The 25,272-nt window shown below is 67.8% G+C and carries 24 protein-coding genes; 11 read left to right on the forward strand and 13 right to left on the reverse strand.

Annotation, left to right across the window (positions count from 1 at the left end; translation table 11 throughout):
- The first annotated feature begins 118 nt into the window (after positions 1 to 118).
- The 3 genes from CV1CTNOD_RS06755 to CV1CTNOD_RS06770 all read left to right on the forward strand — a co-directional run bounded on the left by CV1CTNOD_RS06755 (position 119) and on the right by CV1CTNOD_RS06770 (position 2,332).
- On the forward strand, positions 119 to 358 hold the full coding sequence (locus tag CV1CTNOD_RS06755) for a hypothetical protein (protein ID WP_207386242.1): 240 nt from the start codon (positions 119 to 121) through the stop codon (positions 356 to 358).
- Complete coding sequence (locus tag CV1CTNOD_RS06760; protein WP_131785304.1) at positions 355 to 705, forward strand: type II toxin-antitoxin system PemK/MazF family toxin; 351 nt, start codon at positions 355 to 357, stop codon at positions 703 to 705. Before CV1CTNOD_RS06755 ends, CV1CTNOD_RS06760 begins: the two co-directional genes overlap by 4 nt.
- Positions 706 to 1,732: 1,027 nt before the next feature.
- Entirely contained in the window at positions 1,733 to 2,332 is a 600-nt protein-coding gene (locus CV1CTNOD_RS06770; protein ID WP_207386243.1) for a hypothetical protein, read from the forward strand.
- A 79-nt stretch (positions 2,333 to 2,411) separates the two neighbouring features.
- Here CV1CTNOD_RS06770 and CV1CTNOD_RS06775 read toward each other — a convergent pair whose 3' ends face one another.
- Together CV1CTNOD_RS06775 and CV1CTNOD_RS24500 are read right to left on the reverse strand one after the other, a co-directional pair.
- Entirely contained in the window at positions 2,412 to 2,726 is a 315-nt protein-coding gene (locus CV1CTNOD_RS06775; protein WP_242606429.1) for a type II toxin-antitoxin system PemK/MazF family toxin, read from the reverse strand.
- A gap of 29 nt (positions 2,727 to 2,755) precedes the next feature.
- Positions 2,756 to 3,013: a hypothetical protein gene (locus CV1CTNOD_RS24500; RefSeq protein WP_165485353.1), complete on the reverse strand. Its 258-nt coding sequence runs from the start codon at positions 3,011 to 3,013 to the stop codon at positions 2,756 to 2,758.
- A gap of 311 nt (positions 3,014 to 3,324) precedes the next feature.
- Here CV1CTNOD_RS24500 and CV1CTNOD_RS06780 point away from each other — a divergent pair, with 311 nt between their 5' ends.
- The 6 genes from CV1CTNOD_RS06780 (at position 3,325) to CV1CTNOD_RS06805 (ending at position 8,893) form a co-directional block, all read left to right on the forward strand.
- Positions 3,325 to 4,395 (forward strand): hypothetical protein, encoded by a 1,071-nt coding sequence (locus CV1CTNOD_RS06780; protein WP_131785305.1) that lies wholly within the window; start codon positions 3,325 to 3,327, stop codon positions 4,393 to 4,395.
- Positions 4,396 to 4,534: 139 nt separating this feature from the next.
- A complete protein-coding gene (locus tag CV1CTNOD_RS06785) occupies positions 4,535 to 5,167 on the forward strand; it encodes a vWA domain-containing protein (protein WP_165485354.1) in 633 nt (210 codons plus the stop codon).
- A complete protein-coding gene (locus tag CV1CTNOD_RS06790; protein ID WP_131765901.1) occupies positions 5,164 to 6,015 on the forward strand; it encodes a protein phosphatase 2C domain-containing protein in 852 nt (283 codons plus the stop codon). Before CV1CTNOD_RS06785 ends, CV1CTNOD_RS06790 begins: the two co-directional genes overlap by 4 nt.
- Positions 6,012 to 7,166: a protein kinase domain-containing protein gene (locus tag CV1CTNOD_RS06795; RefSeq protein WP_207386244.1), complete on the forward strand. Its 1,155-nt coding sequence runs from the start codon at positions 6,012 to 6,014 to the stop codon at positions 7,164 to 7,166. Before CV1CTNOD_RS06790 ends, CV1CTNOD_RS06795 begins: the two co-directional genes overlap by 4 nt.
- Positions 7,167 to 7,213: 47 nt before the next feature.
- The gene (locus tag CV1CTNOD_RS06800; protein ID WP_131785308.1) at positions 7,214 to 7,954 is read left to right on the forward strand and encodes a vWA domain-containing protein; all 741 of its coding nucleotides are present in this window, start codon (positions 7,214 to 7,216) and stop codon (positions 7,952 to 7,954) included.
- Between the two features lie 18 nt (positions 7,955 to 7,972).
- Positions 7,973 to 8,893, forward strand: coding sequence for a hypothetical protein (locus CV1CTNOD_RS06805; RefSeq protein ID WP_207386245.1), 921 nt, complete (start codon positions 7,973 to 7,975; stop codon positions 8,891 to 8,893).
- A 29-nt stretch (positions 8,894 to 8,922) separates the two neighbouring features.
- Here CV1CTNOD_RS06805 and CV1CTNOD_RS06810 read toward each other — a convergent pair whose 3' ends face one another.
- Positions 8,923 to 11,541 (reverse strand): hypothetical protein, encoded by a 2,619-nt coding sequence (locus tag CV1CTNOD_RS06810; protein ID WP_131785310.1) that lies wholly within the window; start codon positions 11,539 to 11,541, stop codon positions 8,923 to 8,925.
- 360 nt (positions 11,542 to 11,901) lie between these two features.
- Between CV1CTNOD_RS06810 and CV1CTNOD_RS06815 the strand changes: the two genes are divergently transcribed.
- On the forward strand, positions 11,902 to 13,095 hold the full coding sequence (locus CV1CTNOD_RS06815) for a glycerate kinase (RefSeq protein WP_131785311.1): 1,194 nt from the start codon (positions 11,902 to 11,904) through the stop codon (positions 13,093 to 13,095).
- Here the strand turns inward: CV1CTNOD_RS06815 and CV1CTNOD_RS06820 are convergent, their stop codons facing one another.
- The 5 genes from CV1CTNOD_RS06820 to CV1CTNOD_RS06840 form a co-directional block, all read right to left on the reverse strand.
- Positions 13,096 to 14,883: an SdrD B-like domain-containing protein gene (locus tag CV1CTNOD_RS06820; RefSeq protein ID WP_131785312.1), complete on the reverse strand. Its 1,788-nt coding sequence runs from the start codon at positions 14,881 to 14,883 to the stop codon at positions 13,096 to 13,098.
- Between the two features lie 318 nt (positions 14,884 to 15,201).
- Positions 15,202 to 15,960, reverse strand: coding sequence for a succinate dehydrogenase/fumarate reductase iron-sulfur subunit (locus tag CV1CTNOD_RS06825; protein ID WP_131785313.1), 759 nt, complete (start codon positions 15,958 to 15,960; stop codon positions 15,202 to 15,204).
- Positions 15,960 to 17,972 carry a fumarate reductase/succinate dehydrogenase flavoprotein subunit gene (locus CV1CTNOD_RS06830; RefSeq protein ID WP_131785314.1) on the reverse strand — a complete coding sequence of 671 codons (2,013 nt, stop codon included), beginning with the start codon at positions 17,970 to 17,972 and terminating at the stop codon, positions 15,960 to 15,962. The genes CV1CTNOD_RS06825 and CV1CTNOD_RS06830 overlap by 1 nt, the downstream gene beginning before the upstream one ends.
- 145 nt (positions 17,973 to 18,117) lie before the next feature.
- On the reverse strand, positions 18,118 to 18,951 hold the full coding sequence (locus tag CV1CTNOD_RS06835; protein ID WP_131785315.1) for a hypothetical protein: 834 nt from the start codon (positions 18,949 to 18,951) through the stop codon (positions 18,118 to 18,120).
- 220 nt (positions 18,952 to 19,171) lie between these two features.
- Positions 19,172 to 19,540, reverse strand: coding sequence for a hypothetical protein (locus CV1CTNOD_RS06840; protein WP_131785316.1), 369 nt, complete (start codon positions 19,538 to 19,540; stop codon positions 19,172 to 19,174).
- 418 nt (positions 19,541 to 19,958) lie between these two features.
- On the opposite strand from CV1CTNOD_RS06840, the gene CV1CTNOD_RS06845 reads away from it, so the two are divergent.
- A complete protein-coding gene (locus CV1CTNOD_RS06845) occupies positions 19,959 to 20,204 on the forward strand; it encodes a TOBE domain-containing protein (protein ID WP_242606436.1) in 246 nt (81 codons plus the stop codon).
- On the opposite strand, the gene CV1CTNOD_RS06850 is transcribed toward CV1CTNOD_RS06845, so the two are convergent.
- The 5 genes from CV1CTNOD_RS06850 to thiO all read right to left on the reverse strand — a co-directional run bounded on the left by CV1CTNOD_RS06850 (position 20,201) and on the right by thiO (position 25,064).
- Positions 20,201 to 21,619 carry an NAD-dependent malic enzyme gene (locus CV1CTNOD_RS06850; protein ID WP_131785318.1) on the reverse strand — a complete coding sequence of 473 codons (1,419 nt, stop codon included), beginning with the start codon at positions 21,617 to 21,619 and terminating at the stop codon, positions 20,201 to 20,203. The genes CV1CTNOD_RS06845 and CV1CTNOD_RS06850 overlap by 4 nt on opposite strands.
- Positions 21,620 to 21,983: 364 nt before the next feature.
- Entirely contained in the window at positions 21,984 to 22,529 is a 546-nt protein-coding gene (locus tag CV1CTNOD_RS06855) for an Hsp20/alpha crystallin family protein (protein ID WP_131785319.1), read from the reverse strand.
- A 264-nt stretch (positions 22,530 to 22,793) separates the two neighbouring features.
- Complete coding sequence (locus tag CV1CTNOD_RS06860; RefSeq protein ID WP_131785320.1) at positions 22,794 to 23,567, reverse strand: thiazole synthase; 774 nt, start codon at positions 23,565 to 23,567, stop codon at positions 22,794 to 22,796.
- A 1-nt stretch (position 23,568) separates the two neighbouring features.
- Entirely contained in the window at positions 23,569 to 23,769 is a 201-nt protein-coding gene (thiS, locus tag CV1CTNOD_RS06865; RefSeq protein WP_131785321.1) for a sulfur carrier protein ThiS, read from the reverse strand.
- Entirely contained in the window at positions 23,766 to 25,064 is a 1,299-nt protein-coding gene (gene thiO, locus CV1CTNOD_RS06870; protein ID WP_131785322.1) for a glycine oxidase ThiO, read from the reverse strand. Before thiO ends, thiS begins: the two co-directional genes overlap by 4 nt.
- Between the last annotated feature and the right edge of the window lie 208 nt (positions 25,065 to 25,272).

The following is a 25,272-nucleotide window of genomic DNA, read 5'->3' on the forward strand; positions in this document are numbered from 1 at the left end:
TTCTGTGGACGGCCGGTGTGCAGCGATGGCCGGCGCTGGGTGCGGACACTGCTGGCGTGAGGCTGAGATCTACCCGTGGTATCCGCCTAGGTATACTGATGTTATGTCTGTGACGACGATGAAGATCCAGGCTGAGGTACGGGATTCCCTGGCGAGGGTCGCCGCCGACGACTTTGACGGGGTCACTCTCTCCGAGGCTGTCGCGCGGCTCGTTGCCGAGCACCAGGAGGCGCGGCTCCGCCGGCAGATCTCGGCCGCGTACGCCCGGCTTCGCGAGGATGCGGACGGTTGGTCCGCCTACGTCAGCGAACTCGACGAATGGGATGGCGTGACGGCCGATACCGGCGAGGGTTCGTGAGTCGTCTTGTCCGGCCTGGCCAGGTCTGGTTCGTCGACCTGGGCGTTCCCATCGGGTCCGAACAGGCGGGGAGGCGTCCCGTCGTCGTCGTGGGTTCTGCCCTGCACTGTTCGTTCCCGATCGGGATGGCCCTCGTCACGCTGTGTACATCGGTCGATCGGGAATTGCCGCACCACGTCGCCATCGATTGGCGGGCCGCGGGTTTGGACCGGCCGACGTGGGTGCGTACAGAGGATATGCGTTCTGTGTCCGAGCGCAGATTCGCGGCACGGGGGCCGCTCGGTCGACTCACCGACACCGACCTCGCCCAGGTGCGGCGTTTCATCCGGATGATGATCGATGAATAGATATGGGATGTAGGTGGCATCCCGGTACATGCCCCGTACCTGGTCGCGGGTCACCAGCGCTGCAGGGTGCTGAGCATGCCTTCGCAGGTGCAACGGTGGGCCGTGGTGGTGTGGACGGTCATGCTCAGGTCGGCTCGAACGGTACGTCCGCTCGCCGCTGTCCCCGGCCGTGGGCCTGACGTGGTGGATCGAGCCCGGCTGTGCTCTGGTCGTCTCCGGCGACCCGATGCCGCTCCCATCACCGGACGCACCGGGTTTTCGACAAGGCCACCAGCCCCGCCGGCCGCACCATCACCCTTCTGCGCGTAGAGGGTCATGGGTATTCAACTGGAACGGGCAAGATCCACATTGATCGCTGATGGTAGCGCTGGAAATTCACTGCATCCTGGCAGGCCACCTGCTCGCTGACCGCGGCGGCCTCCAGCTTGACCGGGTCGTCCGAGCGGCTGATCATGCCGGCCGGGACTGCCCGCGCCGGCCGGCTGCTGGACGACGTTGGCGAGTCCGTGCGCCAGCAGTCCCCGGCCAGCTGGCATTGATGGGTCGAATCAATCGGTCTGGCGTGAAGAACGCGTCCGTGCGGGTGGTAAACGCCTCGGCCTGTATGGCCCGGTTGCCGGCTGTACGCCGAAGGTCTGCTACCGTCCGATACCAGCTGCATACCGGCTCGCCGGAGGGAACTCGTAGGCGCGTATGCCGCCCGGTGACAGGGTACGAGCCCAGGTTGTGGAGATACACGCGGGCTTTTGCGCCAAATATGCCATGAGACCACTTGCCTGGAGCGACCGTGACCCTACCAAAGGACACCGATCAGATCCCGGAACGTCGTAGCCCCGGCGACATGGCCAAGGCCAGCGGTCCACCGAGGCTGTTCGCTAACGATCGTAGCACCTCGAGGAGCGGGACGGCGGATGCAGGCAGTACCCAGTCGCCGGCATCGGAGTGGCCCGCAGACGGGGGATGGGTCGACCGGTGGCTGTCGTCGCCTCGGTTGGCGTCTTACCTGGCTGCTGCGGGCGGGGACCGGTTGGCTGCCCTGGTCCTGTATGAGTGGAACGCGCGTGTCGCAGCCGCTTTCCTCCACGACTTGTGCCACCTCGAGATCGGGCTGCGCAACGCCTATGACTCTGCGCTGTGCGCGGCCTGGAAGGGTTCCCGGCATTGGATCTACACAGCTGATACCGCCATGTTCGTCCCGCTGCTGCGTACCAGGTCCGGACGCCGTATCGACGTCAACGCCAAGCCCCGAAATGCTGTCACAGCGGCAATCAGAGCTGCCGGCGGACCTTCCGCGAAGCCCGGAAAGATCGTGGCCGAGTTAGGGTTTGGATTTTGGCGCTATCTGTCATCCGCAAGCCACGAGAAGACTCTGTGGGTTCCCTATCTGCACCGTGCGTTTCCTTCCGGCACCGACCGCCGCGACGTGGACGGACGGGTCGGTCGAATGCACGTGGTGCGCAACCGTGCCGCGCACCACGAACCTCTGTTCCGCCTCGACCTCGCCGTGATCCTCGCCGACCTACGTTTCCTCGCCCATTTGATGGCTCCGCCACTCGCAGACTATGTGACCGCAACCAGTTGGGTTCCCGCGTTGATCGCGGCCCGGCCGCCAGGGGTGGGTTCGTGACGGCCCCAGGTCTTCCAAGGATTGCTGACTTATGATAAGTCGGCAATCCTTGGTGTCACCGCTGGCGGCACCGGTCCGCTCAGTGCGCGATCATCCGGTGGATCCAGCGGTTAACGTCGTTCGTTTCGGTCGGGGCCAGTTCGCCGATCGACTGACCACTGGGCATGCGCCTGGTGGAGATGGCCGTGATGTTCTCGGTGCGGGCCCAGCTCGGCCGGTTCAGGCCGGACTCCCGCGAGGTGATCGGTACGTGGTGGGGGAGCCCGTGATCCCGGGCGGTTGTCGGCACCACGATGGTCATGTCAATCGGGAAGCGGCAGTGCAGTTCGGACGCCACCACGACTGCCGGCCGCATGCCTGCCTGTTCGCTGCCGAGGGGATGGCCGAAGTCCACGATTCACACCTGCCACGGCCGAACGTTTCTCACGCTGTTCCGACAGCACCGTCTCGCCGCAGCCAGTCGCCGGTGGCGTTGTCGATGAGTTGTGACTCTTCCAGGTAGGAGGCCCATTCCCGCTCGTCGGCGCGCAGGCGGTCATAGGCCGCCAGTGCGGCCCGCTCCTCGTGCTCGGAGATCAGGCGCTGCAGCGTCTCCGCTAGCGTCACGCCGCCCAAGTCGGTGGAGACGCTGGCCAGGCGGTCCCGTAGTTCCGTTGTGATCTTGGTTGTTGTCGTTCCCATCTTCTTCAGCGTGACAGATGGCGATGCCGTTCGGACGTGGCATGTCAGTCATGCTGGCGGCTCATACCCGTCTGGACGGCGGGGGCCCGCGCGGTCGGCGAAGCGGTCCTGCAGGTCTGGGAGGTTTGGGTCTTCAGGGCACTATGCTGGTTTTCCGCTGACCACGGTGACCTGTAGTGTCACAAACAGCAGCAGATATGCGGGGGGGTTCAGTGCTGCGAGGCGGCCATCATCACCCCGTGACGGACACGGGGAGCGTTCCGGCGCGACGTCCGGTCCGGTTACGGGTCTCGATCCGGACCTTGTTACCAATGACCGGGGCGATTGCCATCATCATGGGGCTGGTCACCCCCGGGTTGACCGTGCCGCTGGTGTCCGCGCTTCCCGTGGCAGCCGCGTCGACACCTGGCCAGGAATCGACGTTCCCGCTGCGCGTCATGGAGTTGCCGGAGCAGGTCGACCAGGCTACTCTGAGTAATTTAGACAGTCTGCTCAAGGGGATCCCGGACAGCGGCGGAGCCGTTGTGGCGCGGGTGACCGGCACGTCCACCCTGGTCGGTGACCGAGGTGCCCCGACCGTCCTGGATTCGATCTTCGATCGTCGAGCCAAGCTCGCCGTCCAGGTCGCGTTGCGCAGCCGCTCGAAGGCAGGTGCGCAACCTGACCTCGGGACGGCCGGCTCGTTGCTGCTGGCTGTGGCCGACCACCGATTCGCGGCCGTGGACGAAGCCCGTGCCGCGCTGTCCCGCAACAGCGAGCAGAAGGCGTCCTGCTCGAAACAGTGCCGGGAGCAGGTGGCGGGTACCGAGACAGAACGCGCTTCGGGGATGTACTCCACCAACAGCGACCCCTTCTTCCTGGACGTCATGCTCAAGCGGGCGCTGCTGGTGGACGCGTCGGCTGTTCCGGCCGACCTGACCCCTCCGCCAGTGGAGCCGTCCCCATCGGGGCAGGACGACTCGACAGTGCCTTCCTGGGCTTATGTAGTGATCGTTGTCGTGCTGCTCGGGCTTGGCGTCGCCGTCTTCGGAAAGCGTGATTCGCCGGCAGCCGACTGGTGGCGTGGCCTCCTGCGCAAGGGCGAGGACAGCGAGGAGGACGAGGACGACGGCGGTGCGGACGACGAGGACGGCGAGCTGATCGACTCACGGCCGGCGTCTCCTGTCGCGCCGCCGAACGTGTCCGTCAGCCCACTCGGTACCGTGCATTCCCCTTTCGACCCGCAGGGTTACGTCGCGGTCGACGGCGGGCTCTACCGGGCGACCTGGATGGGTCCGGGGTCGGGCCGGCCCCGCGTCGGCGACCAGGTGCGGCTGAGAATGCACGAGGTGGACGGACTGCAGGCGTGGCCGGCGCAAGGCCGCTTCGGGCTTCGCCCGTAGTAACTGGGAGACGGGGACACATCAGAAAATGGCACCTCGTAACAGCTCTGACAGGGCAACGGATCGCCAGCAGCCGCGGGACGTCATCGGGAACATTCCTATTCCCCGGCCGAGTCACCGCGTGCTCGTGGTCCTGTGCATGGATACCTCGTATTCGATGCGTGGCGAGGCGATCGGCAGGCTCAACGATGCGCTCGCCGGCTGGGCGCGCAGTATGCAGGCGGGTGAGAAGATGGCGACGACCACCGAGTTCGCACTCATCACTTTTGGTGCTGGGGGAGTGCGCAAGTGGCGTGGCAGCGAGAGCTTCGATCCGCGCAGCGACCGGACTCCGTTCGTACCGGCCCACAGTTTCCGACCGCCGAAACTGACCGCCGACGGCGTGACACCGCTGGTCGAGGCGGTCCGGCTCAGCATCTCGGTCATCGAGGCGCGCAAGCGGCAGTTAGCTCAGGACAAGGTGACCTGGAAACGTCCGCTTGTCTGGCTGGTCACCGACGGCCGGCCAACCGACGACCAGGGGCATCCGGCGTTGGACTGGCGGCCACTGACGAGTGAGATCCGCGCCCTGGAGGTAGCCCAGAAACTGGCTCTGTTCGCGATCGGCATCCCGCCCATCGACGACCAGGGCCAGGAAACCCTGCGTGAGCTCGCGCCGGAGCGAAACATGATGTACGGACGGTTCGACTTCAGCGACATCCTCGTGCAGCTGGACAGAAGCGTGGAGGATCCCAACTACAAGCTGCGTGGCTACCAGCCGAGGCAGGCGTGACTCCCGACCGGCAGCCCGTGGCCGTGGAACGCAACGCCGGCGGTGGCCGGCCCGACCGTTGGCGTATCCGGGGGGCCAGCGTCCAGGGATATTCACACGTGCGGGAGGGGAAATGGTGCGAGGACTCGTTCGCCCACCTTTCGCTGTACGAGCGGGGACCCCTTCCCGACGTCCACGTGCTGGCGGTGGCCGACGGCGCGGGATCCGCACCCCGATCGGCCGAGGGTTCCCGGCTCGCGGTCGCGATCGCCACCCGGCTCGTGCGCGATCGGATCCACGCTGCCGGTCGGTCCACGACCGCGCCCGAACTACGGCAGATCCTGGCGGCCTCGCATGAGGAGATAGTCACCGAGTTCCGGCGGGTCGTCGCCGCGGTTTCCGGGCCGGAGCATGTCGACGAGTTCGCGACGACGTTGACGGTCGTCGTGCTCGCCCATCCCGTCATCGGCTACCTGAGCATCGGAGACGGCTTCATCGTCATCCGCACGGGTGACGGGGGACAGGCCAACCTGCACCTGCTCGACGCCGGGACCGCCGACGCCGAGCATGCCACCCATGCGGTCTTCCTGACCTCGGACACGAGCCGGGCCGTCCGGGTGAACGCGGTCTACGACCCCTGGATCAGTGGTGTGTTCGTGTCGACCGACGGTCTGATCCCCGTGGCACTGCGGCGGGACACCGACGGCCGGCTGGCGGTGGCCAGGGAACCGGTCATCGACACCGTGCTCAGACTGCTCGACGACGATCATTTCGACGCCTCCGGCCTCGTCCGTCTGCTGTTACGGGAGGCGGTCACCGAAGTGACCCAGGACGACACGACGCTGGTAGTGGCAGTCCTGTGTCGGTGACGGAGATTTTTGTGAACGGGCGCAGGCTGACCTGCTCGACCGTGCTCGGCAGCGGAACAGAGTCGATCGTCCATGCCGTGGACGCCGATCCCCGGCAGGCCGTGAAAATCTACCGGGAGCCCGATGCCGAGCGTACCCGCCGGCTCGAGCACATGCTTCGAGCCTTCAATGCGTCACAGTTCGTCGAGCCTGTTTCCGGTCATCCGGTGCTGATATGGCCGGAGGATCTCGCCCGTGATTCCACCGGGGCGGTTCTCGGTTACGTCATGCGGCGTTCCGACCATCAGCCGCTGAGCACTTTCTTCGAACATTACACCCGTCTGACGAAGTTCCCGGACAAGGACTGGAAATTTCTGCTGGGGGTGGCCAGCAACCTGAGCCAGCTGGTCGCGATCCTGCACGATCAGGAGATCGTGATAGGTGATCTCGCGCCGTCCAACATTCATGTCCGGGCGGACGGTCTGATCAGTTTTCTCGACTGCGACTCGCTGCAGTTCCGGTATGACGGGGAGGTTTTCGCCTGCCATACCGTCACCCCGGAATATGCCGCGCCCGAGCTGCTGCCCGAGCTGGCGGGACCCAAGAACGTCGAAACGGACCGGTTCACCCTCGCGCTGCTGGTATGCCAGCTGCTGCTGTGCGGTGACCATCCGTTTCAGGGCATCCCGGCCCGGCCGCTGGACGTCGACCCGTCACCCGAGACGAACATCCAGTACGGCATCACCGTCCTGACGGCGCCCAGGGAGGTCGAGGTCCCGGACGAGGCCATCGAGCCCGGCGTCCTTCCGCCGCGGGTCGCCGCGCTGGCCAGGCAGGCGTTCGGGGCGGGTCACGGCACGGCCGGGTCGCGGCCAGCCGCGCAGGAATGGGCCGAGGCGCTCGACCTCGCCTGGGACGACGTCAAAATGTGCGGCAACCGGAAGGTTCACACCTACAGTGGACATCTCCCGGAATGTCCATGGTGCGCCCGGGGCAGACTGGGCCGTTTTGATCCGTTCCCGGCGTTGCCGGACCTCGCTGGGGGCGGTGCCGCAGGTGGTGGCGCCGGAGCCGGTGCTGGAGCGCCCGCCGCGAAGTTCCCCACGGTTCTTCTCGTCGTCGCGGCCCTGCTGGTCCTTGCGCTGCTGGTCGTCGCCGTCGCCACCCGGTAGAGCGATATCGGCAGAAGCGACATCGGCAGAAGGAGGTAGAGGTAGCTGTGCACCCACAAAGCACGTATCCACAAAGCACGTATCCCCGAACCACCCTGATTCCGTTCTACCTCGTGGTGGACGTCTCGCAGTCGATGGACGGGCCGCGTCTGGACACCGCAAACCTCATTCTGCAGCGGATCGGGGAGGCGTTGGCCCGCGATCCGGTCGCCGCCGCCCGGGTCCGGGTCGGCATGATTGACTTTGCCGGCGGCAGCCGAACGGTGCTTCCGCTGTGCGACTTGCTCAACACGGCGACGTTCCCCCGTCTGGAGTGCCGTGACGACGGCACCCGATATGCGCCCGTATTCAACCTGTTACAGGCCACCGTGGACCGCGACCACCGTCAGCTGGAGGCCGACGGTTTTGTCGTGGGCCGGCCCGGTGTGTTCTTCCTCAGCGACGGCGAACCCTTCGACGATCCTCCCGGTGCCTGGGAGGAGGCTTTCGCCACGCTGCTCAGGGAATGCCCGACCACGCCGCATATTATTCCCTGTGCCGTCGCCGACTCGAATCCCGGAATCATGCGGGCGCTGGCTCATCCGGCACCGACGGCACCATTGTTCATACAAAGCCGGCTGGCCAGCCCGGAAAGTGCGATCAAGAATCTGACCGAGATCATCGTACGAAGTGTCGTTGCCTCGGGGCACCAGGAAATGGTTGTGATCGATGAAACGGACGTCCATGCCCTCGACACGGTTATCGTCGACCCGCCCGAATCCTGGATCGACCCGGACAGCCGTCACTGAGTGTACTGAGTGTGTGCTGTGAGGTGGCAGGACATCGCCGTCGGGCGGCAACGACTCGGCCAGGTTGATCTGTTGAGCAGGGGAGGCCAGGCAGTCATCTACCGGCTGCCCGAATTCGATCTTCCTGACGTGGCGGTGCCGCTCGTCTACAAGGAATATCGTTCGGTCGTGGGGCGGGTGCCGGCCCAGGGCCTTGCCAACATCATCGCACTGCGGCTGGCGTTGCCGGCCGACCAGCGCCTGTGGTTTGACACGCACATGGCCTGGCCGTTGCGGATTGTGGTCGACAACGACGACGCCTTCGCCCGTGCGAAGGTGCTCGGGGTCGTCATGCGGCTTATACCCGATGCTTTCTTCCAGGTGTTCCCGGCAGCAGCCGGACGGCTGGAGCGCCAGCCGAGCGAAGCGCGGTCGCTGTTCGCCGGCCCCGACGAGATGCGGGCACTCGGCCTGCCATTCCCGAACCGTGCGCAACGGTGGTGGCTATGCCTGCGGCTGGCCTATCTGGTGGCGTTCCTGCACAACCAGGGCATTGTCTTCGGCGATATCTCCGCCCGGAACGTCCTCTACCGCCTGCGACCGACTCCGGATGTGCTTCTCGTGGACTGTGACGCGGTACGAAAGGTCGGCAACGCAGCGGTTGTCGACCAGGGGCACACTCCGGACTTCTTTCCTCCGGTGGTGCACGAACCACAGTCGATCAGTTCCGACCTGTTCAAGCTCGGTCTGTTCATCGCCCGTATTCTCGCGCCCGGCCGAGCGGTCACACCGGACATCGCCACGCAGGTTGTCGACGGTGTTTTCGACCGGACCGGCGTGAACCTCGTGCGGGCCAGCCTGTCCACCGACCCACAGGCCCGTCCGGCAGCCCTTGCCTGGTATCGGTACCTGCGATCCGGCGCGGGCTCGCATCCCACGACGCTGCCACTGGGGCGTTGACGCGCTCCACGTCAGCGGCATCGTTTTTTCTACCGTCGGCGTCGCTTTTTCCTGCTGCTGGAGCTGGAGCGCTTGCGATGGTGGGTATGAGTGGACGCGTCGTCTCCTGATCGTGGTCGGTTGTGTGCCTGGCGGGCAGCGGTTCTGGCTGTTTTCGCCACCGCGGGCTGGGAATGGGCCTGGCCCAGCGTCTCCAGAAAGTTTTCATATCCGGGTAGTTCCGGCGCGACCGCGGTGAACTGCCGAAGCAGTTCGCCGGCCCCGCCGGGCCAGTTAGCCGCCGCCTGGTCGAACGCGACGCACAGCGCCGAGCCGAGCGGCAGCGTCATCGTGTCCTGCTCCGCCTCCTGCGTCCCGTCGGCCGTCTTGTTCTCGTCAGCTACCTCATCCTCGTCAGGCGTGTCGTATTCCGCGGGTTGACGAGCCCGATATTCGGCGAAGGTAAGCATGTTGAGGCGTTCGAACAGCAGCACCGCCTGGGCGGAAAGGGGCGGGTCAGCAGGCTGTTCTCCGCGCAGCCGCAAGGCTTCGGCAGCCAGCGCTCCGTTTATGGGATCGTCGACAGCCTCGTGAAGCGCGGTCCGCAGAGCGTGTTCCGCTACGGGGTCTTCCAGCGGCGCTGGCAACTGCGGTATGACGACATGGCGCAGGTCGCGCGTCGGGTCGGTCTCGTACCGCACGCCGAGCAGGTCGAAGATGGCCCTGCGGCTGTGCGGGTTGCCAGCGATCGCCGCCAGCAGCTCCTGCCAGGCCTTGGCGATGTCGCCTCGGGCGTCCAGCCAGGTCTGCAGCACGTGTAGCCGGATGCGCTCAGTCCATGACGGCATCGATCGCAGTAGCTCGTCGGCGTCGACGGCGGCTATCTCGCCGATGGTCGGTGCGGTCCCGCCGGCGGCTTGGAAGCCGACTCGCACCAGTGCCCTGCCGAGCCGGGTGAGCTCGACCCGGTCGTCCGCACGCTGCATGACACCGAGCGCTGCCAAACGGTCGACGAGCAGGGCCTGCCAGTAGGCGATCCCCAGCAGCTCGGTGCGGTCGGATGCGTCCAGCTCGCCCTGGGGGAGGAGACGCCTGAGCTCGTCATCAGCCGGTAGGTGGTAGGCGGCGGGCAGAGATTCGTCATCGTCGCCGAACATGAGGGTGAGCTGGTCGGGGTCCGACGGCATCGGCCGGGGTGGGCGCAGCTGCGCGGCCAGGGTGACCGTGTTCCGGGCGGACAGCGGCGGCAGCTGGGCGATCTCTTCCAGATCGTAGGGCAGCACCCACATCTGAGCCACGGCGGCCATCCTGGCCAGGGATGCCGGGGCGGGCTCCTCGAACAGCTGGAACAGGGTGAACGGGAGGTCCTCGACCAGGGCTTCGATGGTGCCGCGCTCCTCGCTCGGTACGTCGGCCTGTTCTGCGCGTTCCGCGAGATGGGTCAGTTCGGTCGCGACCGCGCCGAAGGCGTCCAGACCGAGCTGGACAAGCTCGCCCGCAGTACCGTCACGCCAGACCTGCAGGGCGCCGCCGGTGACGATCCTGCCGTCGGCGGGACGCAGCAGGCCGACCGCGACGGCATGGCGCCACACCTCGTCCAGGATCTGGGGAGGCAGACCCAGCTGCCCGGCCGCGAACTCGCGGGCCGCCGGTGCAGCGGCATCGGGCCCGCCCGTCACGCCGCCCTGCTGTTCGACCCACTCGGCCAGGCCGGCCGCCGCAGGCAGTAACGCGGAGGAACGGAGAAGTTCGGCGATCTCCGTGGCCGGGACGTCATCCGTCGGGGGAAGGTGGGTGTCCCCGCCACTGACATCTTTCTGGATCCGGCGAAGCTCGCGCATCAGCAGGTCGGTTACCGTAGCCGCGTTGTCGCGACGGGGAGTCAGATCGCGGAACTCGCCGCGCAGAGCGGCGCTCAGCCCGACGGCGGTACCTCGGTCCAGCAGGGCGTCCGTCGCGTCGTCGACCATCGTCGTGCGATCGAACCCCGGTGCCGGCTCGGCCTGGGCCGAACCGTTCGCCGTGGCGTCCAGGATGCCACTGATCCTGGTGAGGAGGAGGCCCTGCAGGACAAGCTCGGCGTTTTCGGTACGCAGCCCCAGGATGACCGTCCGCTGGCGTGAAATGATGCCCGTATCGTCGACGGCCGGAGTGCCCAGGGCGGATTCAAATATGGCGCGGCGTTGTGACAGCGGCCGTTCCCGATATTCGCACAGCCACTGCCATACCGCCTGTCGGTCGGTCGGATCCACCCCGTCGGCGCGCAGCAGACCGGCATACAGGCGCGGCCAGGTAAGACGAACGGGGTCGGTCATCGCCTGCTCGTAGTCCGCGATCGACTCCTGTAATGCCGTGTGCAGCTTGCTCTGACGTTTTGCGTTCAGCAGGCCGGCTTCCCGCCGCTGGTCGATCAGGGCTGCCAGGACGTCGGGGTAGGCCCGCAGTTCCTCCGGATCGGCGGTGACGAGCTGCGGCAGGTCTTCGTCCATGATCTGGCGGATCAGGGCGACGGTTGGTTCGGGAAGGCCGCCGCGGACCCTGGCACCACGCAGTACCAGCAGGGCGAGTACGACACCGGCTGGTCGGGCCGGCAACGCGGTACCCCGCTCCCGAGCCCACGCCACCAGATGGTCCAAGCCGGGGTCGAGAAGGTCATCCAGATCACACACTGTCTCAGGATAGTCGGCGCCCCCGGCCGTCTCATGCCGGGTACCCGCCCACGGAGCAGGCTGTACGGGCGGTTTCCGTGGCGATGTCATCCCACCGGCGTACCCCGAAGGTACGGTTTCACCTCGCCTTCGCCGGACCGCTTTCGTCGCCAACAGCCTTGCTACCGAAGCGGATAGGTCGTTTTCGTCGCGATAATGACGGTTTCTACCTACGGATACCGGGCGTCCGTCGAAGCTGTAGGTGGTTTTCATCGTGATAATGACGGTTTCTACCTACGGCTTTGATGGGGTCTGGTCCGGGGCCACCGGGACGACGGGGCTGGCAGTGGCGTCTGCTGATGTGCTGGGCTGGCGGTTGTGATGCGTGTTGTCCTGGCACCCGACAAGTTCAAGGGCTCGCTGAGTGCCGCCGAGGTGTGCGCGGCGCTGGCTGAGGGGCTGCATGAGGCCCGTCCCGACGTGCACACGGTGTCCCTGCCCGTTGCGGACGGCGGTGACGGCACGGTCGAGGCCGCGCTGTCGGCGGGATACCGGCGGGTTGCGGTGCGGGCCGAGGGGCCCACGGGCGAGCCTGTCGACACGGCCTATGCCGAGCTCGATGGCACCGCGGTCGTCGAGCTGGCCGATGTCTGCGGCCTGCGCCGTCTGCCGGGCGGATGTCCCGCGCCGCTGACCGCGTCCAGTTATGGGACGGGCCAGGTGGTCGCCGCCGCCATCCAGGCTGGCTGCCGGCGGGTGGTGCTCGGTATCGGGGGGAGCGCGAGCACCGACGGCGGCGCCGGACTGGTCGAGGCGCTGGGTGCCGTCCTGCTACCCGAGGGATCCGGCTCCGAGAGCTCCGACTTCGAGGGATCCGAGGGGCGGCAGCGCCACCGGGGCGGGCGGTCCCTCGCCGTCCTCGATGATGTCGATCTGTCCGGGCTGGACCCGCGACTGCGCGACACCGAGCTGGTTGTCGCGTGCGACGTCGACAATCCGCTGATGGGCCCGCACGGCGCCGCCGCCGTGTACGGCCCGCAGAAGGGCGCCACGCCGGCCGACGTCGTGTTCCTGGAGCAGGCGTTGAGCAGGTGGGCGCTGATCGTGATGTCCGTGACCGGAACCGATCACCGGCAGACCCCGGGGGCGGGTGCCGCCGGTGGTGTCGGCTTTGCCGCCCTGTCGCTGCTCGGCGCCCGGTTACATTCCGGGATCGACCTGATACTCGATCTTGTCGGTATCGATGACGCGCTGCGCGGGGCCGACCTGGTCGTGACGGGGGAGGGGTTGCTGGACGAGCAGACGCTGCATGGAAAGGCCCCTGCCGGCGTCGCGGCACGTGCGCGGGCGGCCGGCGTACCGGTCGTCGCGGTGGCGGGACGCTCGCTCCTGGATCCCTCGACGCTGGCCGGCGCCGGTTTCTCGGCGGTGCGTACCCTCGCCGAGTCCGAACCCGATGCGCGGGTGAGCATGTCCCAGGCGGGTCACCTGCTGCGTCGCCTTGCCCCCCGTCTGCTGGACGGTCTTCCCGCTGGAGGGTCTTCCACCGCGACCGGTCCCGGCCGATCTGACTGATCAGTCCTGACTGACCGGTACGTCCTCGCTCCGCGGGGCGGAGAGGGCCCGGCGACGGATCATCATGATCGTCGCTGGAACGCCGACGGAAAGCATCGCCCCAGCCACCGCGAGCGGAAGGAGCGTGCCACCGGCGTCCTCCGTCCGGGCGGCTCGAAGAGACTGCGGTGTCTGTTCGGACTGCTCGGTGTGCTCGACCAACTCGGCCTGCCCGGTCCGCCTGGCTCGACCGGTTTGGACCGCCTGCACGGATCGCACGTTTTGCACGGCGAAGGTGTATCCGGTCGCGGTGCTACCGACCCGGTCGAGAACGATGTCGGTGAACGTGCCCGGGTCAAGGGCTGTGCTGGCGGCAGATCCGCCGCGGGGGGTGTCCTCCTGGACCGCGTACACACCCGGTATGAGATCGCGGAATGTCCAGGCCCCGGAGGCGTTGGTGGTCGTGTCCCGCCGGATGGCCGTCCCGTCCGGATTCGTGCCGGTCAACTGGATTGCCACGCCGGGCGCGCCGGGCTCGCCCAGGTCCTGACGCCCGTTCCGATCGGCGTCCAGGTAGGCGTTACCGCTGATGCTCGACCGGGCCGAAGCGCCGAAATCACCGAACGGCTTGAGCAGGTTGGCCAGCTGTCTGTGGCCTTCGCTGTTCGGATGGTAGATCAGGTTCTGGTCGAGGGCGAGAAAACCGTCGAGGAACTCGTTCATCCAGCGGTCCGGGTTCCGCTGGCCGATGGTCGGGTCCGGTTCGTGGCCGGCGAAATGGCATTTGACGGTGTCGACCACCGTGACGAAGCGGCCTGGCGTGTCGGCTGAATCCACCGGCAGGGTGTCGGGCGAGCATGTGTGCGCAGCGGGGTCGGACGCTCCGGTGAAGCCGAACGACTGGTTCACCGTGTCCGCCGCGGTGATCTGTATGGCGTCCCCGCGGTCGCCGAGCGTCCGAACCGCGGCCGATGGGTCGAATGTCGTCTCCCCGAAGGTGGTCTGCGTGCCTGGCGGCAGATGCATGCCTGGCAGCGGATAGTGTTCCCGGCTGGACAGGTAAGGATAGGTGAGCAGGACCACGCGTCCTCCGGCCGGCATCCGCTGGTGCAGGCGGGTGAGCAGGGTGACCAGGCGTGTCTGGACCAGCGTGAGATCCCCCGTCGCCCGCCGGGTGAGCCGTTCGCATTCTGCGATGTCTCCGGCGGGTATCCCGAGCGCTTTCGGTATCCCGAACGCGAAGCACCTGAGCACTATGTCGGCGAACCGGACGTCGTTGCCGCCGATCGTCAGCAGGACAAGGTCGGTATCCGCGCCGACCGCGTTGATCTGAGGCGCGATCACCCGGGTGCACACGGCGCTCGCGATACCGTAGGTGACGTTGACCGGGCCGATCTCAGCGGATTCCTCCGGCCCGAACCCGGCCGAACAGTCCTGCCGCAGGCGACCGAGGACAGCGGGGTCGTTCCCGGTCTCGCCGGCGCGCAGCGGGGTCCAATAGCTGCGCTGATCCGCCTTGTACGGGTTGAGGAGATCGTCCGTGGCGGCGCCGCTGCACGCCCGGTTCACATAGGTGACGTCATATCCGCGCTCGTCCCGCAGCCACTGTGCATACCGCTCGCCCCAGTTCACCGCCGAGCGGTGGCATCCGCGTGGTCCGTCACCGGTGTCATAGGTACCGGCACCCGCGCCGTTCCCAGCGGAATACGAATCGCCGAGTTGGACGATTGAAAGGTGGCGGGTCACCGCGGCTCCCGTGATCTCCGGTTGGGCGGTGGCGGTTTGCGCGGTGGCGGGCTGCCCGATCATGACCAGCGCTGTGAAAAAGACGGCAGGAACGAGGACGATCCTGGCAGCGAACTGGGGACCTGGGCCTGGCGGACCTTCCGGATCGGCTTCCGGACCCCGAACGCGAAAGAAACATGATCGCGCTGCCTTTGGCTCTTTGGCCGTCCCTGGTGTGAGGACGGATCCGCATCCGGCCACCGCGTCGCCCCCGAAGCTTGAGCCACCATTGGCACACCTGAAAGTGGCACACGTGGAAGTGCCGAATGCATTCCGATGCGAAGGGTAACTGACTCGGTCGTGACGGGCAAGCACGAGGCAGGGAGCGCCGACGTGGAGGGGTCAGCGCCGACGGCGCAGGATGCGGTTGCCGAGCCGCGTGATCGGGTCGTAGGAGGCGTCGACGACCCTTTCTTTGAGCGGAATGATGGCGTTGTCGGTGATCGCGATGTGCTCCGGGCAGACTTCCGTGCAGCATTTCGTGATGTTGCAGTAGCCGATGCCGGCCTGTCCGCGCAGCAGTGCCCGCCGATCATGCGTGTCCAGCGGGTGCATTTCCAGCTCGGCGTACCGGATCATCAGCCGTGGGCCGGCGAAGACGGGCTTGTTCTCCTCGTGGTCACGGATGACATGGCAGACCGTCTGGCACAGGAAGCACTCGATGCACTTGCGGAACTCCTGGACGCGGTCGACGTCGGCCTGCTTCATCCGGTGATGCCCGTCGTCTCCCGCCGGGGTTCCCGGCGCGAACGCCGGCACCTGCGCGGCCTTCTCGTAGTTGTACGAGACGTCGGTGACAAGATCCCGGATCACCGGGAACGTCCGCAGCGGCGTCACCGTGACGGTGTCCGTGGGCGCGAACAGGTTCAGGCGGGTCATGCACGTCAGTCGGGGGCGGCCGTTCACCTCGGCGCTGCACGACCCGCACTTGCCGGCTTTGCAGTTCCACCGGACGGCCAGATCCGGGGCCTGCGTCTGCTGGAGCCGGTGCAGCGCGTCCAGGACGACCATGCCCTCTTCGACACCGACCGTGTAGTCGTGGAGATCGCCGCCGCCGGAGTCGCCTCGCCACACCCGAAGTGAAAGATCGTATCCTGCCATCAGGAACCCTTCTCACCGGTTGATGCTGTTCCGGCTGAGATGCCCGCGCCGGCCTGTTCGAACAGCGCGGCGAACTCCGGTGGCATCGCGGGCAGGGGCTCGGCGGTGAGCACGAGTCGTTCGTCACGTAGCCGGAGCACGTGGTTCAGCGTCGCGAACGCCGGGTCCGCGGACGGGTAGTCGTCGCGGGTGTGCCCGCCACGGCTTTCCCGGCGGGCCAGCGCGGCTGTGGCGATGCACTCCGCGACGGTGAGCAGCGATCCCAGGTCGAGGGCGAGATGCCAGCCCGGGTTGTACTGACGGTGCCCGACGACCGCGACGTGCCGTGCGCGGGAGCGCAGCGTTTCGATCTCCTTGAGCGCCCGGGCGAGCTCGGGCTCGGTCCGGATGATCCCGACCAGGCGCTGCATGACTTCCTGGAGGTCGTTCTGGAGCTGGTAGGGGTTTTCCGGAGGGTGGGTGTGGGACGCGCCGACCTTGGTGGTGTCCTGGGCGAAGGTCGTGTCGAAGGGCGCGAGGGCCTGCGCGGCGACCGCGTTGATCTGCGCATCGTCGGCCATGGCTCGCTTGTGCGGGGGCACCGACTGGGCGTAGCGGGCCGCGTACATCCCTGCCCGCCGTCCGAAGACCAGCAGGTCGGACAGGGAGTTGCCGCCGAGCCGGTTGGAGCCGTGCATGCCGGCGGCGCACTCGCCCGCGGCGAAAAGCCCCGGCACGGTCGCCGCGGCGGTCGGCGGGTCGACCTTGATGCCGCCCATGACGTAGTGGCAGGTCGGGCCGACCTCCATCGCCTCGCGGGTGATGTCGACGTCGGCGAGTTCGGTGAACTGGTGGTACATCGACGGCAGCCGGCGCCGGATGTACTCCGGGTCGCGGCGCGAGGCGATGTCGAGATAGACCCCGCCGTGGGGCGAGCCACGCCCGGCCTTGATCTCGGTGTTGATGGCCCGCGCCACCTCGTCCCGGGGGAGCAGTTCCGGTGGCCGGCGGGCGGTCTTCTTGTCCGTGTACCAGCGGTCGGCCTCCTCCTCGGAGCCGGCGGTCTCGGCGGCGAAGATCGGTGGGATGTAGTCGAACATGAAGCGACGTCCCGCGGAGTTGAGCAGCACGCCGCCGTCGCCCCGGACGCCCTCGGTGACGAGGATTCCCTTCACTGACGGTGGCCAGACCATCCCGGTGGGATGGAACTGGACGAACTCCATGTCCATCAGCGCGGCCCCGGCCCACAACGCGAGTGCGTGGCCGTCGCCGGTGTACTCCCACGAGTTCGATGTCACCTGGTAGGACTTGCCGATCCCGCCGGTGGCGAGCACCACCGCGGGTGCGTCGAAACGCACGAAAGTGCCGGACTCACGCCAGTATGCGAAGGCGCCGGCGATCCGCCTACCCTCGTGCGCCGGTGTGGACGGTTCACCGGTTTCACCTGGTGCGCTCGGTACACCCGGCTTGCCCGTCCGGGCCGGTTCGGTCACCTGGACCGGTGCCGCCGGCCGGGCTGGCGCGGGATCCGGCGCGGTCAGCAGGCGTAACACCGTGCACTCCATGAAGACGTCGATTCTCTTGCTGATCAGCCGGTTCTGCAGGGTACGGATCAGCTCAAGGCCGGTACGGTCCCCGACGTGCGCGAGCCGGGCGAAACGGTGACCGCCGAAGTCGCGCTGGAGTATCCGGCCGTCCGGTGTCCGGTCGAAGACCGCGCCCCATTCCTCCAGTTCCCAGACCCGCGCCGGGGCCTCCTGGGCGTGGATCTGGGCCATCTGCCACTGGTTGAGCATCTTCCCGCCGCGCATCGTGTCACGGAAGTGCGTCTGCCAGTTGTCCTCGGGCCATACGTTGCCCATCGCGGCCGCGATACCCCCCTCGGCCATCACGGTGTGGGCTTTACCGAGCAGGCTCTTGCAGACGACAGCGACCCGGGCACCCTGCTCGTGCGCTTCCAGCGCGGCCCGCAGGCCCGCTCCGCCCGCGCCGATCACGATGACGTCGTATGCGTGTCTTTCCAACGTTGTCATGGCTTACGTGGTCACCACCGCACGTTGTTCGCAGGATGCCTGGTTCTCAATGTGCTCGGTTCTCAAGGTGCCCGGTTTGCGGGCCGCCGGATCCATGCCGGTCCTGGCACCGGCGGAATCCGGACGAAGTCGCGACGGTGACACCTCAGGCCACCCAGTGGTAATCGTGCAGGTGGCCCGCCGCGACCAGCCAGACGTAGAAGTCGGCCGCCATGATCCACAACAGGCTCACCCACGCCCACACCATGTGCCGCCGGTTGAGCGCCGACACCCCCTGCCACAGCCGCCGGCGTACCGGATGCGCTGACAGTGTCCGCAGCCCGCCCCCGCACAGATGCCGGAAGGAATGGCAGGAGAATGTGTAAAGACCCAGAAGAACCACGTTGACCGCGAGCATGCCGGTGCCGACCCCGACACCGAGGCGACCGTCGAAACTGAATGCCCCGACGGCCTCGTAGACGAGCAGTCCGATGAACAGCACGCCGAAATAGAGGAAATAGCGGTGCACGTTCTGCATGACCAGTGGCAACCGTGTCTCGCCGCTGTATCTTCGCCGGGCGTCCGGGACCGCGCAGGCCGGTGGCGCCCACCAGAACGACCGGTAGTACGCCTTCCGGTAGTAGTAGCACGTCAGCCGGAAGCCGAGCGGAAAGACCAGAACCAGTATGGCGGGCGAGATCCAGGGTATGTCGCCGAACAGCCCGGAACCGAGCGTGTCGCTCGGGCAGGAGTCGGTCAGGCAGGGCGAATAGAACGGCGACAGGTACGGGTCAGCATAGTAGTGGGCGTTGCGGAACGCCGCCCACGTCCCGTAGACGACGAAGCCGGTGAGGACCGCCACCGTGATGGCAGGCGTCACCCACCAGCGGTCCTGCCTCAGGCTCGCCTGGGCGATTCTCGCCCTGGCCGCGCCGCTGAGGGGGGTGGCCGTACCGGCGGGCCCCTGGTCGTCGGCACGGGTGTGCGTCTGCGTCGCCATAGCGCTCCTAACCTCTTGAGGCCTCCCGGACCGCGCGAGAGGAGCCATGATCACGCGACTTTCGGCCCGCCGGCTACCTGCCTTCGGCCGTTGGAGGCGCGATCACGATAACCCGGGTTCCTCGTGATCGCGCCTCCAGCAGTAACTTTCCGTAGTGGTCGTGTTGCCGGTCGGAATCGGCGTCAAGCCGTGATCTGTGACCCGGATCGCCGTCGGACCGTCATACTCGGGCGCGGCGTCGACGTCGCGGCGACACGGTGCGATGTCGCTGCCACCCGCCGGCGACTCCCTCGTCGTCGCATTCGGGCTGGAACTCCGGCTCATCGTGGCGGGCCGGTACGAACACCGGCTCGTGGCACTCGCAGGCGGTGTCCGCATGCGGTTCGTCGGAACTGCCGCTTTCGGCGAGGACGGCAGTTTCGGCGGCCAGGTCGTCGATGTCCTCCATGACCCGGCGGACGTCCGCCTCCAGGCGGTCGGCAGCCCTTGAGTTCGGTGCGTGGGTGCGCAGGTGCCGGATATGGCGTTGTGCTTCCTGAACCGCCGTGGTCACGGCAAAAAGCTCGCCCCGCAGGCTTGTCGACTGCACGATTCGCCACCTCCGTAGTCGCCGGTCGCCGGTCGACGGCGGCCCGGACGGGTGTCCGTACCCGCTTGGAGCTACCGCACCGGTCACATTCATGAAACATCATGTTCATATGGCAGTGTGATCCGACGGATGGCGTCCTGGCCAGGGAGGAGGACCTTTTTCCCGCGCAGAAGTGCCTGAAGTCGGCCGCGAGACCCTCCGGTATGGCCACAGACCAGACCGCGAACTGTACGAGAGCCCCAGGGCGCTGCAGTTGACACGGAGCAGGGGCGACATCCGGCTGTAATAGCGCCCGGGATGCGGGCGACTCGTGTTCGCCGAAGGCGGCGCGAGTCTGGTTCGCGCGCCGCCTTCGGCGCGAAGGCTGCTCCGTCCGTGCTGGTGTGTCCTGTCTTACGGCGGTCTGCCGGTGACCGTCATGTTGCGGCCGGAGCAGATGGGCGTCACAGCCCGTGATAGGGCACCCGACTCCGCGGTGACCGCGACCGTGCTGCACCAGGATTTCTACGGTCACGATGCGATGATTACCCTCGGACTGACCGACGGCACGCGAGTGACCGCCCGGATCCTGGATGCAGGGGAGCCTCTCGCCCTCGGTGACGACGTGGCGGTGCACGTGCGCGGGGTGGTCCGTGCGTGGCCCCGGACAGTCGGCAGTTCCTAGCCGCGGTGGCGCTGACCAGCCGGCGCCTGTGCCACGGCGCTGACAGCCTCGGCGACGGCCGGCATCACGCGCTCGTCGAAGACGCTCGGCACGATGTAGAGCGGATTGATCTCATCCTCGCGCAGCACGGCCGCGAGTGCGTAGGCCGCGGCGAGGAGCATGTCCTCGGTGATGTCGTGGGCCCGGGAGTCCAGCAGCCCCCGGAAGACGCCGGGGAAGGCGAGCACGTTGTTGATCTGGTTCGGCTCGTCCGAGCGGCCGGTCGCGACGATCGCCGCGTACGTGCGGGCGTCCGCGGGGTCGACCTCGGGGTCCGGGTTGGCCAGCGCGAAGACGATCGCGTCGTCGGCCATGGTCGCCACGTCCGCCCCGGTCAGGATTGCCGGCGCGGACACGCCGATGAACACGTCGGCGCCGGCCAGGGCGTCACGCAGCGTCCCCGAAACCTTGTCCGGGTTGGTGTGCTTGCAGATCCACCGGCCGTTGTCGTCCAGATCGCCGCGGGCCGGCGAGATGATCCCACCGATGTCGGACGCGATCACGCTGCCGCCCGCGCGGCCCGCACCGGCCCGCAGCAGCAGGCGCAGGATGGCCGTACCCGCCGCGCCCGTCCCGCTGGTGACGATCCGTACGGAGTCCAATGACTTGCCGACGACCCGCAGTGCGTTGGTGAGGGCGGCGAGTACGACGATCGCGGTGCCGTGCTGGTCGTCGTGGAAAACTGGTATGTCGAGCAGTTCGCGCAGCCGCCGTTCGATCTCGAAGCAGCGGGGTGCGGCAATGTCCTCGAGGTTGATGCCACCGAAGACGGGAGCGAGCAGCGTCACCGTGCGCACGATCTCGTCGACGTCCTGGGTGTCGAGGCAGATCGGCCATGCGTCGATGTCCGCGAACCGTTTGAACAGCGCGGCCTTGCCCTCCATCACCGGGATCGCGGCGGTGGGGCCGATGTTGCCCAGGCCGAGCACGGCCGAGCCGTCCGAGACCACAGCGACGCTGTTGCGCTTGACGGTGAGCCGGCGGGCGTCGTCGGGTCGGTCGGCGATGGCCAGGCACACCCGGGCGACACCGGGCGTGTAGGCCATGGACAGGTCGTCACGGGTCCGCAGCGCGACCTTGCTCGCGACCTCGATCTTCCCGCCGAGATGTAGCAGGAACACCCGGTCGCTCACCCGTCGGACGACGAAGTCCGGCATGGAGCGCAGGGTCTCGGTGATGGACTGCACCTGCTCGGCGTCGGCGCACAGGCAGGTCATGTCCAGTACGAGCCGGTCCGCGTGCGACTCCGCGACGTCGAGAGCGGTGACCACCGCGCCCAGTTTGCCGACGGCAGTGGTGATCTCGCCGACGATCTGTGACGAGGCCGGCACGTCGAGGCGCACTGTTATCGAGAACGAAACGCTGGGGACGGCCACGAACGTGCTCCATCCGTCGTTCGAGCAACAACGTGGGCGTGTGCCCGCCCCGATGCTCGCAGCTTCCCTCCGATGATCCGGTGTCCGCCACGGTGCAACAACAAAGATCACAAGGTATAGGAGTGCGGGAGCGCAGGATGCGCAGTGCGGGACGGCGACTTTGTCTCCCGCGGTCGGGACACGCCTGATGTGGCCGGGATAGGCCTGACACGGTCGGGACACGCCTGACGCGAACGACGTGACGCCCGCTGCCGGAACAGGCCGGCCCGGCAGCGGGCGTCGACGGATCATCGGTTCCTCCTCCCATCCGGCCGCCGGCGGACAGGCAGGCACGGACGGGAGGAGAGCTCCCCGGTCGGGAGAGTCAGGACGTTGCGGAGCGGGAGCCGGATCCGTCCCCGGACGTCGTGGCGCCGCGCGCCTGCTTGCCCGCCTCGCCCCCACCGGCCTCGATCACGGGGACGTGCCGGCTCGACGTCGCGGACACCTTCGGCAGGCGCAGCTGCAGCACCCCGTCGGAGAGCCGGGCCTCGGAGCTCTCGGCGTCGACGTCCCCGGGCAGCCGTACGCTGTACTCGTAACGGCCGACGCGACGTGTCTGCTGGCGCATCACACCGCTGCGCTGCCTGTCGGCGATCTCGGCGGTGATGGTGACCTCGTTCCCCCGGACGTCGATGTTGACGGCTTGCGCGGGCACGCCGGGCAGGTCCGCGTCGATGAGGTAGGAGTTCTCGGTCTCCTCCACGTCGACCGTCGGCGTCCAGGAACGCCGCTCCCGGGCCGCCAGCTCCGGCAACGAGACGTCCAGCAGCCGTCCCATCCTCTCGTAGAGGTCGCCGAACTCGGCGAACGGATCCCATGCGCGTCGGGTGAGGGGACCCGGGCGACTGAGAACAGACGGAACGGTCATGGTCGATCACTCCTTCGCGGTCATTCCTGACAACGATCGTTATTGATGGTCACGACCCCGCTGCGACCCGTGGTAGGCGGCGGGAACACCGGCACGAGGTGCCGGGCATGCCGGCCGGTGTGCTCATCGGGGTGGGCGCCAACCCATACGGGCTCTTTTCCGTTACTCGGGCGGGCAAACGACTCCGGACGTGGGATCCCGACGACAGCGGACCTGGGATCAGGGCGCCAGCCGCGCCGGGGGGCTGGTCAGAACACCGCCGTGTCAGAACACCGCCGTGCCGTGGACGGGCGACGACGCCCGGGCATGGTGACGGGGTGGGATACGCCCGGCCCGCGCGGCGAACCGTCCCGCGGTGACGCCGGCCGCCATAGCCGCCGCCATGAGGGCGGGGTCCTGCGCTCTTGTCACCGCCGACGCCAGCAGAACGGCGTCGCAGCCGAGTTCCATGGCCAGCGCCGCGTCGGAGGCGGTGCCGATCCCGGCGTCCAGGACGACCGGGACCTCGGCCTCGGCGACGATCAGCTCGATGTTGTGGGCGTTGCGGATACCGAGTCCGGTCCCGATGGGCGCGCCCAGCGGCATCACGGCCGCGCAGCCGGTCTGCTGCAGACGCCGGGCGAGCACCGGATCGTCATTGGTGTAGGGCAGGACGGTGAACCCGTCGGCGACCAGGCGTTCCGCCGCGTCGAGGAGCTCAAAGGGGTCCGGCAGCAGGGTGTGCTCGTCCGCGACCACCTCGAGCTTCACCCAGTTCGTCCCCAGCGCCTCCCGGGCGAGCTGGGCAGTGAGGACGGCCTCATGGGACGTGCGGCATCCGGCGGTGTTGGGCAGCACCCGCACGCCGCAGCGGGCGAGCATGTCCAGCACCGACCCCGGAGTCGCGGTGTCCACCCGCCGCATGGACACCGTGCACATGTCCGTGCCGGAGGCGTTGATCGCCGCTTCCATGACGGCGAGGCTCGGTGCGCCGCCGGTTCCCAGGATCAGCCGGGAACCGAGTTCCTCACCGGCGATTGTGAACGCGTCGTCGGCCATGTCAGCCTCCCTGGGTAGCGGTCAGGATCTCCACCTGCTGGCCGGCGCGCAGCTCCAGGCTCTCCCACCGGCTGCGGGGGGCGACGACACCGTCGACCGCGGCGGCACTCCCGCGGCCGGTGGCGGAAAGACTCACCATGAGCTGCTGGAGTGTGGTCCCGGGCAACACCTGCATGGCCTTGCCGTTGACGGTGAGAGTCATCCGACGTCCTCCCTGGTCGTCCGATCCGCAGCGGCCTTCTCCTCGACAGTCCGGCCCTCGACGGCCTGGTCCCCGGCGGCCTGGTCCTCGGTCCGGTCGAACCTGGCCGGGGTGAAGGCAGCCACCTCGTCGGGCAGGGCGCCGTCCGCCAGCAGGCCGGCGATGGCGTCCGCTGTCACCGGGGTGAGAAGTACGCCGTTGCGATAGTGACCGACGGCCAGCAGGAGCCCGGGTATCCGCGACGGGCCGATCAGCGGTGCGTTGTCGGGTGAGGCGGGCCGCAGGCTGGTACTGACCTCCTCCAGCTCGGCTTCACCCAACCCCGGCACGAGGGCCTGCGCATCCCGCAGGAGCTCGTATACGGCGCCCGCCCGCGGACGCACGTCGAACCCGGCCTCCTCGCTGCTGGCCCCCACGACGATCCGGCCGTCGGCACGGGGCACCAGGTACACCGGGCAGCCGCGCACCGAGCCCCGCAGCACGCAGGTCAGCAGCGGTGACCCGACGGTGCGCAGCCGCAGGGTCTGGCCCTTGACCGGACGTACCGCCGGTACCGCCCCGGGTGGCAGCCCGTCGATCCGGCCCGACCACGCCCCGCAGGCGAGGACGACAACCGGTGCGGTCAGGTCGGTGCCGTCGGCCAGCGCCAGCCCGACGACCCGGTCACCGCGTAGCAGCCACCGCCGCGCGGCGGTGGGAAGCAGCGTCACGCCCTCGGCCACGCAGGCCCGCAGCAGCGCACTGTGCAGGAGCCTGTTGTCGACCTGGTGATCGTCGGGCGCCGACAGCGCGCCGGCCAGGCCGCTTGCCGACGCGGGGACGCGGGCGCGCAGTTGCCGTCGGGTCAGCAGCTCGGTCTCCAGGCCCAGCGAACGCGCGAAGCCGTGGATGTCGCGAAGCCCGGCCATGTCCGCGCCGTCCCAGGCCGCGACCAGCGTCCCGCAGCGCAGGTATCCGACCTCGGTACCGCTGCTGCGCTCCAGCTCCTCGACGAATGCGGGATAGCGCCGCGCCGATGCCATGTTCAGCGCGAGCAGGGGCTTTTCGCCGTAGTGAAGCTCGCTGAGGGGAGCGAGCATGCCCGCGGCCGTCCAGCTGGCACCCGATCCCGGTTCGGGATCGACAACGGTGACGGTGAGCCCACGCAGGCGGGCACGCCACGCCACGCCGAGCCCGATCACACCGGCGCCGGCGACGATGACGTCCGGCCGGGACCCGGGGGAACTCCAGCCGCGGACACCGGCTGCGCGTGCCGGCGCGACGGTTGCGCCTGGCGGCATGATGGCTGCCGGCATGAGCCTCCTTATATACTTCCGGTGTCGTTGGCCTCACCCGATACTGTCAGCCCCGATTGCCAGTTTGGCCTGTCCTGGAGCGGTAGGCAGCGGAAAGATGCCTCGTCGGCGGGTAGGGCGTCCGGCGCAGGGTCGAATCGTTGTGATCGGATTCACCACGGTGGTGGTACCGGCTGCGGCGGTACCGAACAAGGAGGTACCAAATATC

Source organism: Protofrankia symbiont of Coriaria ruscifolia, from assembly GCF_900634745.1.
Lineage (GTDB): Bacteria > Actinomycetota > Actinomycetes > Frankiales > Frankiaceae > Protofrankia > Protofrankia californiensis.